General features: G+C 69.9%; 13 protein-coding genes. 11 read left to right on the top strand and 2 right to left on the bottom strand.

Annotated features, from left to right (window positions below; all coding sequences use genetic code 11):
- The 6 genes from OG570_RS48055 to OG570_RS48030 all read left to right on the top strand — a co-directional run bounded on the left by OG570_RS48055 (position 1) and on the right by OG570_RS48030 (position 4,376).
- Positions 1-627, top strand: a complete 627-nt coding sequence (locus tag OG570_RS48055) for a hypothetical protein (protein WP_326960545.1) — start codon at positions 1-3, stop codon at positions 625-627.
- A gap of 17 nt (positions 628-644) precedes the next feature.
- Positions 645-1,361, top strand: coding sequence for a DNA cytosine methyltransferase (locus tag OG570_RS48050; RefSeq protein ID WP_326960544.1), 717 nt, complete (start codon positions 645-647; stop codon positions 1,359-1,361).
- A 158-nt stretch (positions 1,362-1,519) separates the two neighbouring features.
- Entirely contained in the window at positions 1,520-1,948 is a 429-nt protein-coding gene (locus OG570_RS48045) for a hypothetical protein (protein WP_326960542.1), read from the top strand.
- A 69-nt stretch (positions 1,949-2,017) separates the two neighbouring features.
- The gene (locus OG570_RS48040; protein WP_326960540.1) at positions 2,018-2,206 is read left to right on the top strand and encodes a hypothetical protein; all 189 of its coding nucleotides are present in this window, start codon (positions 2,018-2,020) and stop codon (positions 2,204-2,206) included.
- Entirely contained in the window at positions 2,203-3,879 is a 1,677-nt protein-coding gene (locus OG570_RS48035) for a hypothetical protein (protein WP_326960538.1), read from the top strand. Before OG570_RS48040 ends, OG570_RS48035 begins: the two co-directional genes overlap by 4 nt.
- Positions 3,876-4,376, top strand: coding sequence for a hypothetical protein (locus OG570_RS48030; RefSeq protein ID WP_326960536.1), 501 nt, complete (start codon positions 3,876-3,878; stop codon positions 4,374-4,376). The genes OG570_RS48035 and OG570_RS48030 overlap by 4 nt, the downstream gene beginning before the upstream one ends.
- Before the next feature lie 162 nt (positions 4,377-4,538).
- Here the strand turns inward: OG570_RS48030 and OG570_RS48025 are convergent, their stop codons facing one another.
- Entirely contained in the window at positions 4,539-5,021 is a 483-nt protein-coding gene (locus OG570_RS48025) for a hypothetical protein (RefSeq protein ID WP_326960534.1), read from the bottom strand.
- A gap of 315 nt (positions 5,022-5,336) precedes the next feature.
- Between OG570_RS48025 and OG570_RS48020 the strand changes: the two genes are divergently transcribed.
- From OG570_RS48020 to OG570_RS48000, 5 genes are all read left to right on the top strand, one after another.
- Positions 5,337-5,987: a ParA family protein gene (locus OG570_RS48020; RefSeq protein WP_326960532.1), complete on the top strand. Its 651-nt coding sequence runs from the start codon at positions 5,337-5,339 to the stop codon at positions 5,985-5,987.
- Positions 5,987-6,868, top strand: a complete 882-nt coding sequence (locus tag OG570_RS48015) for a ParB/RepB/Spo0J family partition protein (protein ID WP_326960530.1) — start codon at positions 5,987-5,989, stop codon at positions 6,866-6,868. Before OG570_RS48020 ends, OG570_RS48015 begins: the two co-directional genes overlap by 1 nt.
- Before the next feature lie 418 nt (positions 6,869-7,286).
- On the top strand, positions 7,287-7,571 hold the full coding sequence (locus OG570_RS48010) for a hypothetical protein (protein WP_326960528.1): 285 nt from the start codon (positions 7,287-7,289) through the stop codon (positions 7,569-7,571).
- A gap of 20 nt (positions 7,572-7,591) precedes the next feature.
- Positions 7,592-7,951: a hypothetical protein gene (locus OG570_RS48005; protein ID WP_326960526.1), complete on the top strand. Its 360-nt coding sequence runs from the start codon at positions 7,592-7,594 to the stop codon at positions 7,949-7,951.
- 29 nt (positions 7,952-7,980) lie between these two features.
- Positions 7,981-8,985, top strand: a complete 1,005-nt coding sequence (locus OG570_RS48000) for a hypothetical protein (protein WP_326960524.1) — start codon at positions 7,981-7,983, stop codon at positions 8,983-8,985.
- 627 nt (positions 8,986-9,612) lie between these two features.
- Here OG570_RS48000 and OG570_RS47995 read toward each other — a convergent pair.
- A complete protein-coding gene (locus OG570_RS47995) occupies positions 9,613-9,810 on the bottom strand; it encodes a hypothetical protein (protein WP_326960522.1) in 198 nt (65 codons plus the stop codon).
- Positions 9,811-13,207 lie beyond the last annotated feature (3,397 nt).

The raw sequence follows: 13,207 nt of genomic DNA, 5'->3' as shown, positions 1-13,207 counted from the left end.
ATGACCGCGCCCAGCAACACCCGCACCGCAGCCGCCGACATCGCCGACCGCACCGGCTTCGCCTCCGTCGAGCTGCACGACGAAACCGGCCAGTGGAGCGTGTGGATCTCCCCTGATCAGTGGTGGGGCTTCGTCGACGCCACCGTGCTCGACGAACTGGCCAGCCACGCCGACGTCTACGGCGTCACCGTCACCCGCCGCCACGACGGCCAGCCCTGGATCCCCAGCCCGGACGCCCCGCCGGCCGACGTCCTCGCCGACGCCGACCCTCGGCTGCAGCTCGCCACCGCGACCATGGATCCCGACTTGCCCGACGGCGCCGTCGGGATCCGGCTGTCCACCAACCTCCCCGCGACCAGCGTCGCCGACGCACTGCTGCGCTGGCTGGACGAGTTCGACCTGCGCGACGCCGTCTTCGGCACCCACCCCGACGCACACGGCTTCGTCCGGCTCATCGTTCGCGGCACCGACCCGGACGGCACCCCGGTCGTCGTCGTGGGCCCGTTCCACCGCCGCGCCGCGGCCCACGCCGTCCGGATCATCGGTGACGAGATCGACCCCCAGGACGTGCGCGCCCTGCTCACCCACCTGGTCGCCTGCGCCGGCCAGAAGTCCTGCAACCACTGATCCCGAGGGGACGTGACATGACCACCACTGCCGAGTCCGACCGCCGCGAAGGCAACGCCCGCCGCCTCGCCGCCCACCCGCGCACGACGATCCCGCCGGATACCAGCGCGTTGCGGGTGCTGTCGATCGCCCACCGCGACGGCGACCCCGGGCCGCGGATCGGCGACCGCGTCGACGCCGGCCTGGACCCGCTCGTGCCCGCCACCCTCGAGCGAATCGAAGCCGGGCTCACCCGCCACGCCGACGTTCTGTTCGCCCCGAATCGGGGGGACGTGACACCTGTGGACCGGTCGTTCGTGTCCGTCCAGCGCGGCGGCGGCTCGAAGCGCACCGCCTACCTGATGGACCGGCCGCTCAACACCGTGTCCGCGCAGGGCAATCACCACAGCCTGGTCGGCACCCCGGCCGCGCCGGCCGATCGGGCCCTGTTGCTGGCCTACTACAGCAACGGCGGTCCGGCGCGGCGGCTCGACCAGCCGATCGGCACGCTGACCACCCACGACCGCTACGCCCTGGTGGGCGCCGGCCGCCCGGTCGAGCAGTGCACCCTCCGGATGCTCGCGCAGGAGGAGATCCGCGACGCCATGGGCTTCCCGCGCGGCTACCGCCTGACCGGCTCCGACACGGCCGTCAAGCGCGGCTTCGGCAACGCCGTCCCGCCCAACATGGCCGAACTCCTCGGGTGCGCCCTGGTCGAAACCCTCAGCGGCGAACCCCTCGAACCCGCGGCCTGACCATTTCCCTCTAGTCCCAGAGGGACGTGACACGCCGCTGTTCAAAGAACCCCTGGTGGCACACCACCGGGGGTTCTTTCACGTCATCCCTGGTCGCCCGGATCCCGAGCTGTCACACTCCCAAAGAACCGAACTTCCGAACTTCGAGAGGACGTGACATGACGCCACCAGCGAGCGCCGCCGGCGGAGCACCGAAGCCGGCCGCGCGCCGCCCCCGAGCAACGACGGCCAAGGCGCCGCCGGCCGCGGCGCCCGCCCGCCGCGGCCGGCACGGCAGCGAGGACGAACCGAAGCACCGCCAGCTGATGCGCCGCGACATGGGCCTCTGGCCGGACCAGGTCGCCGAGCTGCTGACGCTGAGGGACCAGGTCAACCACGCGAGGACCCAGCGCGACGAACGGATCACCGACGCCACCCTCGTCCGGGTCGCGGTCGACCTGCTCGGCGAGTTCCGCGAGCACCTGGCCGGCAACACTGAAGACGAACTGCGCGACTCCGTCGCCGAGCTGGCGCGCGAGCTCCTCTCGCACCCGACCACCGTGCAGCGCGCCCAGCACGCCGTCGCGACTGCCAAGACGAAACGCTGACCAGTAAACTTCCGAACTTCGGATATTCGCTGGTACTGTAGTTGGCATCACAAGATGAAAGGCCGACCAATGACTGTCCGCAGCATTCTGAACAGCAACGTCAGTGATGGCCGGCGTCAGCAGGGACGCCTCACCGGCCGGAGCACCGTCAGCGAGTTCCCCGAAGGAGAACTTCGACGCGAAGTCGTCTGGGAAGACGGCAACATCCGTTGGCCGCTTGACCGCACGCTCGCGACAGATGATGGGCTGACCCCATGACCGGCACCGTGCCCTCGGCGAGCGCCGCGCTCGCCGAGATCCTGGGACCGGACGGCACGCTCAACCTCGCTTACCGGCTCGCCACCGAGCGCGCTGGCGCGCACCCGGGTCCCGTCGGTCGGGACGCCATCTGGTCCCCGGTCCTGCAGGACCTCCAGACCGCGGTCGGGCTGGTCTCCGGTCTGCTCGCCGGTTACGACCAGCCGCCGGCCGCCGGTGACCACCTCGGCGAGCAGCTTCCCTGCCGCACCTGCGCGGGCCCGACCGCCATGCGCGTCTACGGGCAGCCCTGGCACTACACGTGCTGGCTGCGCGTTGGCGCCCCGGTCACCCCCGCCCCTGACGACAGCACCGACGTTGCCGAGCAACCGGCGACCGGAATTCCGGCCGACGCTCCGGAGCCCGCCACTGCGGCCCCGTCTGACACCGCGATCGACGCCGTCCCGGCGGAGCAGGCTCCGGCGGAGGCTGGAGCGTTTGCGCGGCGCCAGCGCGACCGCGAAGACGACTACGTGCACGACCCGGCCGCCGAGCTCGAAGAGTTCGCCCGCGCCTGCCGCCTGCGCGCGCCAGACGCCACCGACGACGAGTGCGCGGCCGCGCTGGACGCCTGGCACACGCACTTCCACGTGCTCGACGACCGGCCGTTCCGGTTCGCGCGCTCCCCCGGCTACACCGGCGTCCTGCTCTACGAACTGCTGGCCGCCCGGCACGGCCAGATGGTCCAGCCGCTTCCCCTCGAGAACGAGCTGGCTTTGCAGATCACCGGCTCGAACAAGACGACCAGGCTGCTGTCCTACCTCAACCCGGACGTCGTCCCTGCGGTCGGCATGGGTGTTACCGAGCTGGACGTCACCGCGCAGTTCCTCGGCGCCGCCCCGTCGACCGAGTGCGGGGACGGCGAACCCTCCCTGCTCGACGACATCGCCGACGCCTGGCTGGACAAGCTGTGGGTCTCCCCCGGCTACATCGAGCTCGGCGCCGCGCCCGACCTCTCCCCGCTCTCGACCCACGCCCAGCTCGGCTACGCCGGCCTGGACACCGGCAGCTGGCTGCCCACCCCGCACGCGAAGTACCTCGCCAAGGACAACGGCGTCCCGCTGACCATCGCCCGCGCGCTGGTCTGGCCCTGGGGCGACAAGGCGAAGAACCGGCCTAACCGCTACGGCCGGCGCCTCGCCGTCTGGGCCAAGAACGTCCGCACCGCCCGCGACGCCCTCACCGCCGCCGAGCGCGCCGGAACCCCGGGCGCAGGCCTCGCGCTCAAGGTCCTCAAAAGCGTGTACGCCACCTTCCTGGGCGGGATGCTGCGCAGCGAAGAGCACAACGACAAGGGCACCGTGCGCCCGGACTGGCACGACATGCTCGTCAGCTCCGCCGCGGTCAACCAGCTGCGCGCGCTCGACAAGCTCACCGGGGACGTGACACCGATGGGCGCTATGAAGGACTCCGTCTGGTTCTTGTCCGACACCCCGGACGCGCCTCTCCGCCCGGCCGGGCTGCAGTACGCCGACCAGCCCGGCGACCACCAGGACAAGCCCGGCAAGTGGCACTTGAACCGGTTCGGACCGGTCACCGACGCCCTGGTCACCCAGCACGCCGCCGGCCGCGTCGGGCTGGTCCGCAACGCCATCATCGCCACCGACAAAGCCCGGAAGGCCGAAGTCCAGTGACCTACTTCGCCAGCGTCGTCCAGCACATCGCCCAGGGCGCCCGCGTCGGCCACGCCCAGGCCGCCATCCGCACCGTGCACGGCAAGCACGCCTCGCGCTGGCTCGCCGCCCAGGCCGGCATCAGCCCGCGCACCGCGCGTCGCTGGCTCTCCAGCACGTCGCCGAACTCCCGTGCCCGCGCGATCCTCGAAGCCGCGGCCGCCGCCGCCGGGGCCACCGGCCTGGCCGCCCAACGCCTGCGCACCGCCGAGACCATCGACGTCGGCACCGTCTCCGTCTCTTACGACGGCGAGTCCGAAGGCAGCCGCCGGATCGGCGAGATCGCCGTCGAAGGCGACGTCGCCAACTACCTCAGCACCACCGCGCGCGACCTCGAAGCCCACAACCTCGAAGGCGCGGGCGAGGCGTTCTCGAACGCGATCATGAGCGGCTACGACCCCGGTCTGGAAGACACACTGCAGGTCGAGGAGCTCGAGTTCGTCGACGTCTCCCCCTGACCCAGACCGCCCATCCCGAGCACGACAAAGTCCCGCACTCCCGGAGCGCGCTGATCCGGAACTGCGGGACTTCGCCGTATTTACGGCCGTATACAAAACGGGGCGCGACCGACCGCTCCTCGCCTGGGGACGTGACAGGGCGAAAGCGGCGGAGAGCGGTGATCAGGCAGTCTCGGAGTCCGAAGGCTGGTAGCGAGCATGGTCAGCCACGAGCGTTGCCCACGCGTTGGTGACGACGTCGTTCACCCACAGCTGCCCAACCGCGGCGCTCGAAGTCTTCCCGCCGAGGTGAAAGGCCTGCCGGACGAATTCGCCGAAGACAGGCGTCAGCTGCTCTGGCAGGTCGGTGAAGGCCTCCAGCGTGAAGATCGGGAGCTCGCGGACGTCGGCGACGTTGCCTTCGGCCCCCCGGCTGGCGTGCCACTGCCGGGCCAGCTTGACGCGCTGGATCACGTACATCATCGCGTCGGCCGCCTTCTCCACGGCGTCGGTCTCCCGAAGACGGACGATGTCGTGGTCCACCAACTTGGTGTAAGCGTTCGACGTGTCGCGCAGCCACTGCCACAGGTCGTCGTACACGAGGTTCAACAGGTCCGCGAGCCGCTGGCTCGCGGGTGAGGCGAGCGGATCGGTGTCGTAGGGCAACGTGATCCCTTCTTGCGCAGAGAGTGGTTGGCCGCTTCCAGTGTGCGGGGGTTTCGGCGGGTGCGGTTCTGGTGATCGGCCGCGCGGCACACCTATCGACGTCCTGCGCGACCCGGGACGTGACCTAAGCCTGTTCAGAAGGCTTCTCGCGCGGATTCGTGTGTTTACGGCCGTATACAAACGCCGGGATGCGTGGCGAACTGACCGGGCGCTCCCGTGACCTGGCATCCTGTGCTGCATCCGAAGTAGCCGCGCGGCACGCGCGGTGAAGCGCACGGAAGGAAATGGCTGATGTCGCCACGCGTCCATTTGATCTTGTCCCAGAAAGGCGGCGTTGGGAAAACCACGCTCGCCGTCAACCTGGCCGCCGTCGTTGCCCAGACCCTCGGGTCCGACCCGGCCGAACCGACCGTGCTGGTCGCCAGCATCGACCCGCAGGCCTCGGCTGTCTGGTGGGCGAAACGAACCAACCTCGACACGCTGCCGTTCGACTTCGAGCAGATGGACGACGACGTCGACGAGGTGGCGAAGCTCAACACCCGTGACGAGTACGAACACATCTTCGTGGACGCCCCCGGCTCGCTGGCCCGGCCGGCGATCCTGGCCCGCGCGATGGACGCCGCGACCGACGTTGTCGTCCCGATGAACCTCGAACCCCTTGCCTACGCGCCCACCGAGACCACCGTGCTGGATCTGGTCAAGCCGCGGAACCTCCCCTACCGCGTCGTCCGCAACATCTGGGATCGCCGGGACGGCCGTTCCGAACTCGACGCCACCACGAACTGGCTCGACGACCGGAAGCTGCTCTACACCAACACGGTGGTCCGTCGGTTCAAGATGCACTCCACCGCCAGCGCCGAAGGCCGCGTGTGCACCCAGTACCCGCCCGGCCGCACCGCCGCGGAAGCCACCAACGACTTCCTGCACCTCGCCCTGGAGCTCGGCTACGGCGGGAAGGTCGGCTGATGGCTCGCCAAGCTCGCCGTACCGTCGAAGGCTCGACGCTGCCCCAGGACGGTCTGAAGGAAGTCCCGGTCAACGCGCTGGCTCACAACCCCCGCAACCCGCGCGACGACTACGACGACGTCGTCGAGCTCGCGGCCTCCATCAAGGCGGCCGGTCTCCTGACGCCCCTGGCCGTCACCCGTTACGAGCTGTTCCTCACGCACTTCCCCGAGTACGAGCACGAGATCGCCGGCCACGACTGGGTCGTGCTCAACGGCAACCGGCGCCTGGCCGCGATCCGGTCGCTCGAGCTGGCCAAGGTGCCGGTCACGGTCGCCGACCACCTGGGCCGCGACGGCATGTTCGACGAAGCCGTGCTGATCGACAACATCCACAACGAGCGGCTCCCCGTGATGCGCGAGGCCATGGCCCTCAAGCAGCTGGTCGAACGGCACGGCACCCAGGCCGCCGTCGCCGAGCGGCTCGGCAAGTCCCGCGCCTACGTGAGCCAGCGCGTCGGCCTGCTCCGCCTGGCCGACGACCTGCAGACCGAAGTGCGCGCGGGCAGCCTCGCGTTCGAAGACGCGCGCACCCTCAGCGCGCTGCCGGAGGAAGAGCAGCCGGTCCAGCGGCAGCGCCTGCGTGAACTCGGCGAGAGCGTCGGCGACGTCGACACCGCCCGGCGCATGCTCGCGGACGAGAAGCGGGAGAAGCGCGAGCCCACCCCGGCCGTGGGGAAGCCCGCGGCCGCTGCCGAGGAGAAGCCCGCTCAACGCGGCCGGCCCCGGGCCAAGACGCTCCGGATCGGCACACCCGAAGAGCTGGCCGTCGAACTCCGGGAAGCGCTCAGCCCGCACGACCTCACCACCCTGGTCGAGCTGCTCATCGACACGACCAGCTGACCGTGTTTACGGCCGTATACACGGCCGGCCAACCGCAACGGGGCGCCGACAACCAGGTCGGCGCCCCGTTCGCGTGTCCGGCGTGCCTGGTCGCGGGGCGCCGTCGAGCGCGAACGTGGCCCACGCCGAGGGGGAGGGACGCGGGCCACGCGACGTGAAGTGTGCCGGATCTGCACTGGATGTGCAGTGGTTGTGCAGTGGTTGTGCCTTGACGAACGGGGGTGCTCGTAGCCCCGGGCTTGACGGTGGACCACCGCGAATGCAAGGGGACGTGACACGACTCATGATCGAACAGAAGTTCGACTGTGAGGTAGAGTTCGGCCCGGCGGTGCTGGCTCGCAGGGGAAGTGCGAGCCAGCACCACCCACCGCTCTACCTGCACAGACACCCGGCCGCGAGCCGAGAAAGGAAGACGGCCATGACCAACTCGACGACGTCGCCGCCGACCGCGCAGGACGCGGCTGAGCAGATCTTCACCGCGGCTGCCGAGCTGGGCATCAGCCGGCAGGAAGCCATCCTGGTGACGAAAGCCGTGAACGCCGTCCGGATCGGGAAGCCCACCGACGTGCCCCTGACCGACACCGCCCAGCACCGGCGCCGCCAGCTCGCCCACATCACCGGCACCCTGCTCTACGACCCCGCGCTGAACCCGGCAGAGGTCGTCGCCGCGGTGGCCGGCGTCGGCCACGCCGCCACCGCGTAGCCGCCGGACAGGCGAGCGCGATGGACACCCCGTACACCCGCTGGGACGGCGACAACCTGCACGGCCGGTCGAAGATCCTCACCCCGGTCTGGGTCCGCTTGGACGCGATCTTCGTGCGGATCAAGGGCGCCCCCGAGCACGCGGTGGACGGCGGGCTCGACTTCACCGGCGAAGTGCCCGGCCTGCTCCACGGCTGGTGGCCGACCCACCGCGGCCACTGGCTTGGCGTCGTCGACTACGAGATCCCGTTCGCTGATGGCCGGCCCCGCACGATCCGCGCCGTCGACCAGCTGGTGCCGCTCTACGTCCTGCGACCTCGCGGCGAACCGGACGAGACCGGCGGCGCCCCGAGCGACACGGATATCCCGAAGTCCGGTTGACCTGCGCAAACCGGCGTTACCGTGGACGCATGGTGATCTCGGCGAGGGGAGCCGCCAGGCCTGCGATCGGCGGGCGGCGGCTGGAATGGCTGGCCGTCATCGCCGCCGGCGCGCTCGCGCTGCTGCTGTGGCAGCTGCTCGACAGCGCTTGGCCGTGGCTGCTCGCGCTCGGCGTGCTGCTGCTGGCCGCTCTGGTCGGCGTGCGGCGCCCGGGCGCGCTGGCCGTCGGCCTGGCGGCGGCGGACGCGTGGTGGCTGCTCTCGGTGCCCTGGTGGGGCTGGTCCTTGGTGGCCGGCGTAGCGCTGGTCGCCGTCGCCCTGTGGTGGGCGGCGACGCTCTACCGCGCCCGGCCGGTCCCGAAGGTCGCTACGAGCGGCTTGCCCGCTCTCCGGTCCGCTCAGCCGCTCGCGCGCGTGCCCGTCGCGGGGCCGGCGGAGCAGACCACGCCGATTCCCCGGATCTCGTCTCGCCCGGGCCTGCCCGGGTGGCGCGGACGTCCGGTTCGCCGCTGGCATGCGATCGCCGTCGGCGCGGCTGGCGTGCTGGTGCTGGCGGCGGGGGTCGTCGGGCAGCAGCTGGCGGCCGCGGACCTCGCTGGCCGCCGCCAGGCGGAGCTGGACCAGGCGCATCAAGAGGCGTTCAGCCGGATCATGCCGCACAGCAGCGGCTCGTTCGTCCAAGCGATGATCAAGTCCATCGCAGAGCGCCAGTCGTCGATCGCGTGCGGGATCCTCACTCCGCCGGCCGGGCGGGACTTCGCCGCCGCGCACGGGGCCGACACGTGCGAGCACGCCGTGGACGCGTTGTCTCGGCAGGTGCCCAACTGGGTTGCGTACGAGAACGCGGCGCTGCTGCCGCTGCCGGGTTCGGCCACCGAGTACGGCCCGGGCGGGAAGTGGCTCCGGGTGGACGCGTGCGCGCTCGCGATCGACCCACCGAGCGCGGGGCCGGCCTCGCTGGGGATCTTCCAGCTCGAACTCGCCGCGGGTGGCGGCGGCGGCTACCAGGCCGCCGGCTTCACGAAGTGCCTGTAGCCACGAAGCCCCGCCCCTCGCGTATAACGAGTTATCCGGGAAGCGAGCTATACCGAACTATGAGTCGAGCGATCCAGGGAGTGGGCATTCACTCGAATGGAGCAACCTGTTATCGGATTGTTATCTGAAAATTGCCTTTTGGCTCTACGGGATCAACAGGGCTCTGAGCTGCGAGAACAGAGCTTAACGCGAAAATAATTACACATTTCTTCACGTCTTCAGGGCGAGTGATCCAGGTCACTTGAACCATGGAGCGAGAGTGGCGAGTGTGACAAAAAACGGTAGTGGACGGATCGGTCGACAACAGTTGTCAGCTCTCTGACCTGCTGAGACCCTGTCAAGGGTAGTGACGCAACAGTTCTTGTACCTGATGTTGATTTCCTATCCTGCCCCATTTAAAAATGACTCTTCATTGTCTACAGTGACCGCATCGGCCCATTTGGCAAACGAAACAGTGGGTTGCGGTAGGCGTCGCGTCGTGTGACTAACCAACTACAACTCGCCAAGTCTGTGATCTGAGACCGAACCCGTAACACCCGCTGCCTGTCCTGCGACGTCCAGTCGGCAAACCCGGCGCATAAGGAAGGGGCCCTCCCCAGGGTGATGGCCTGGTCGGGGCCCCGTTGCTCACCGCTTGTTCAGCAGAGTGAGCACCTTGTCGGCGATGTCGGCCAGGTTAACGGCCAGCAGCACCATAGGAGTGGTGTTCGCGGGCCACTGGACTTCCCCCTTCTTGGGGAGCCAGTGCTCCGCGTTCACCGCCGGCGGCGTCGGCGGCTTGCGCCGCATGTGTCGCCGGACCCACGCCTTCACTTTCGTGATCACTAACTCTCCTTCAGCAGCTGCTCATCTGCGTGCCGGGCGGATGCCAGGCATCCGAGCAGCGATGTGCAGGAAGGAGGTAGGTCCACTTCGTGAAGCGTGGAGCCGAGCAGAAAAGCGTGCTCGACAGAGGGCAACAGTACGGCGACCGCGCCCGGCGCGGAAATTATTCAGCTTGTAACCTGCGTCACAGTAACAGCACTCAACCCCCGTCGATGTGGGCGTTTTCGCAGGTCAGAGGGCCATACTTTGCCCGTTTTCTGTCCGAGATAAAGCACGGATCGTGAGGCTTGCATCACGTGTTTTGCGACGCCAATTGACTGTGTGTGTAATCCAGAACGCTTGTACTGGGGTTGACTACCTTCTGTAACAACCTATTTAACAAAGCGTAGCTTTCCATTCTTTCTACCGGCAAGTGCCGGCGGATTGGCCGCCCCTAGGGACGTGACAACCCACTGTTCGGACCGGGGCATCGCCTTCGGCGTGCCCGCTGCTAGCCGGAGCTGCAGCGTGCGCGGATGCCCTCGGAGAACGCCTTCCTCGCGTTGTTCGCGATGTCGAGGTAGCCGAGCGTGTCCCTCCGTGACTCTTCGAAGCGGGGCGCCCCCGTTGCAGAGCCGTGCCGGCGCCCGGAGCCGCGGTGCGGAGCTCGGTGTGTGGGGGACGTGACGGGTGAGCGCGCCGCGGGCGGTCGGCTGCGCGGCGCCGTGCAGCCGACCAGTCAGCACCCCGGGTGCCAACGGGACGTTCGTGGACGTCCCGGGACTTTTGGGGACGTTTATGGTGCCCTGGTGCTCCGGTCCGGCGGGGCCGTCGCCGGAGCTGCGGTTTCCTCGAGACGGGGCGCTGCTCGGCGCCGAGCAGCGCTCCGTCGTGCCGCACTCGGGCGCCGGCCTGGTGATGGCGTGTTCGGGCACGGGCGGCGCCATCGGCGTGCTGGGCGTAAGGACGTGGCTGCTCGGCGGAGCCGGAGCTGGCTGTCGGCGTGGTGCCGGGTGCTGGCGGCGTGCCCGTGGTTCCTCGAGGCGTGGGTCGCGGTGTTCGCCAGCCTGTCGGAGAACGTCGCCGCGGTGGTCGTCGTGCTCGCGTTGGTCGTCTTGATGCCGAATGGCGTCAAGACGCTGTTCTTGGGTGTGATGCCGCGGCCCAGCTCGGCGGACGCCGGAGCCGCGCCCGGACCCGCGCGGCTCCGCCAGCACGTCGTCGAGGGACGTCGCCGCGGTGGTCGTGCTCGCGTTGGTCGTCGTGATGTCGAACGGCGTCAAGACGGTTTTCTTGGGCGTGATGGCGGGGTCCGTCGTGCTGGGCCTGGGCGGCGTCGGCGTGCGACTGCAGGTCGGCGGCCGCACCGCTTGGATGCCGGAGCCGCGCTGGCTCGGCGGTGCCGGGTGGGTGCCGGCGGCGGAGCCGCTGGCCCGGGCGGTGGTGGGCGGGACGTCTGGTGGACGTCCTGGGGACGTTTCGGGACGTTGTGGGTTTGTGGGCTGGGGTTTGTCACGTTCCTGTGGTCGGTGGGCGAGGCCTTTGGCGGTGTCGACCCGAGGTGCCGGCGGTGTGCGTGCGCCGCGGGATGCCGGCGGCACGTCGGGGGCTGCAGGGCCTGGTCGACGTCGCGCGGTCCGGATGGGTGTCAGTGTGCTCGCGGGCGGGCGGCGGCGGAGCCGGCGCCTTCTGGCTGCCCCCGGGCGTCGGTGGGCGCTGGTGGGCGCCGGACGTCGCTGGTGGCGTCGGTGACCCCGGGTGTCGTCGCCCGGGGTCGGGGTGCTGGCGGTTGCTCGGTCTGCCGGGTGGGGGACGTGACGGTTGGCTGGTGGGCGGGACGTCCTGTGGGACGTCCTGTGGGACGTCCTGTGGGACGTCCTGTGGGACGTCCTGTGGGACGTTTCGGGACGTTTCGGGACGTTCTGGGGTGGTGTGGGTGTGGGCTGGGGTTTGTCACGTCCCTCGGGTGCTGGCGGCGGAGCTGCGGCTTGGGCGTGCTCGCCACGGTGTTGTTCCCCGGGTGACAGGCGGGCGTCGCGGGTTGGCTCGGCGGAGCCGTGGGTGTGGTCGACGTCGACCCGGGGGTGGCGAGTCTCGAGGGTGTGCGCCGGCGGCGGAGCCGCGCTGGCTGGCTCGGTGGGGTGGGGGGCGCACTGGGGGGCGCACTGTCGGCGGGCGGGTGTGCCCGGGTCGTCTCGGACGTCCTGTGGACGTTGTGGGACGTTTCGGGACGTTTCGGGACGTTCTGGCGGTGCGTAGGTGTGTGAGCTGGGGTTTGTCACGTCACTGGTGGTCGTCGGGCGGGGCCTTGGTGGTGGCGCCGCGCGTCGCGGGTGGCTGCTCGGCGGTGTGCGTCGCGCTGCGGGATGCGGGCGGCACGTCGGGGGCTGCAGGGGAGGTGATGTTGCGGTGCCCAGCTCGGTGTCGTGCTTGGCGGGCTGCTGCGGCGGCGCTGCTGCTGCTGGGCCGCAGGGCGGGTTGCTCGGTGAGGGCCTGGTCGACGTCGTGCGGCGGAGCCGCGGTGTGTGGCTCGGGTGGGGGGACGTGACGGAGCGGGTGCTGCCGGCGGCGGAGCCGCGTGGCGCAGCTCGGCGGAGCCGTGGGTGTGGTCGACGTCGACCCGGGGTGCTGGGTGGCGGCGCGGGGGACGTGACGTTCGGCGGTGCCGGCCCCCGGGGGCGCTGGCGGAGCCGCGGCGCCGGCCCGGGGTGGGCGACGTCGGCGGTGTCGGGTGTCGTGTGGTGGGGGGACGTGACGGTGTGCTGGTCAGGGTGGGTGTGTTCGGGGGGTGGCGGAGCCGCGAGGGTGGTGCCGGCGCCCGGGGGCTTCGGCTGGCGAGGGACGTGACAAGTGCCAGGTGAGCGGGCGGGGGTGGTTCCTGCGTGCTGGGCGGAGCCCCGGTTCTCCGGCGGAGCCGGGGTGTCGGCGCGCCTTCGGCGGGGTGGGGGGAGCGGCCGCGGTGGGACGGCGCCGGAGGCGCCCTGAGGTGGCTGCTGGGTGCGCCGGCACCCGGGGGAGTGGTGGTAGCACCGGCGGAGCCGGGGCGGGTTCAGGTGGGGTTCTGGGGAGGGGTTCTACCTGCTTTGACGTGCGTAAACAGCGAACTCGGTACCTCGGGTGTTCGGAACCCGGGAGGTGCGTACTTCGGGACTTCGGGAGCGCGTAGCGCGTTCGGAGGGGGCGCGTAGCGCCTGATGCCTGTTGGGTATCACCGCGCGGAGCGCGGGAGAAAAGCCTTGCGTAGCAAGGGTTCCTTTTTGGACGAATAGAAATCCCTTGCGTAGCAAGGATTTTTATTGTCTGTCTTTTGTGGACTGTCTAAAGTGGGCGATGTGATGAACCGGATTCCGTTGCGTAGCAACGGTTTCCGGTGGACTAGACCACCGGACGCCGCGCGGAGCGCGGGCGTTGGGCAAGC

This window comes from Amycolatopsis sp. NBC_01286, from assembly GCF_035982555.1.
Classification (GTDB): domain Bacteria; phylum Actinomycetota; class Actinomycetes; order Mycobacteriales; family Pseudonocardiaceae; genus Amycolatopsis.
The sequence above is the reverse complement of the archived record's forward strand: the minus strand, read 5'-3'. Positions and strand labels throughout refer to the sequence as shown.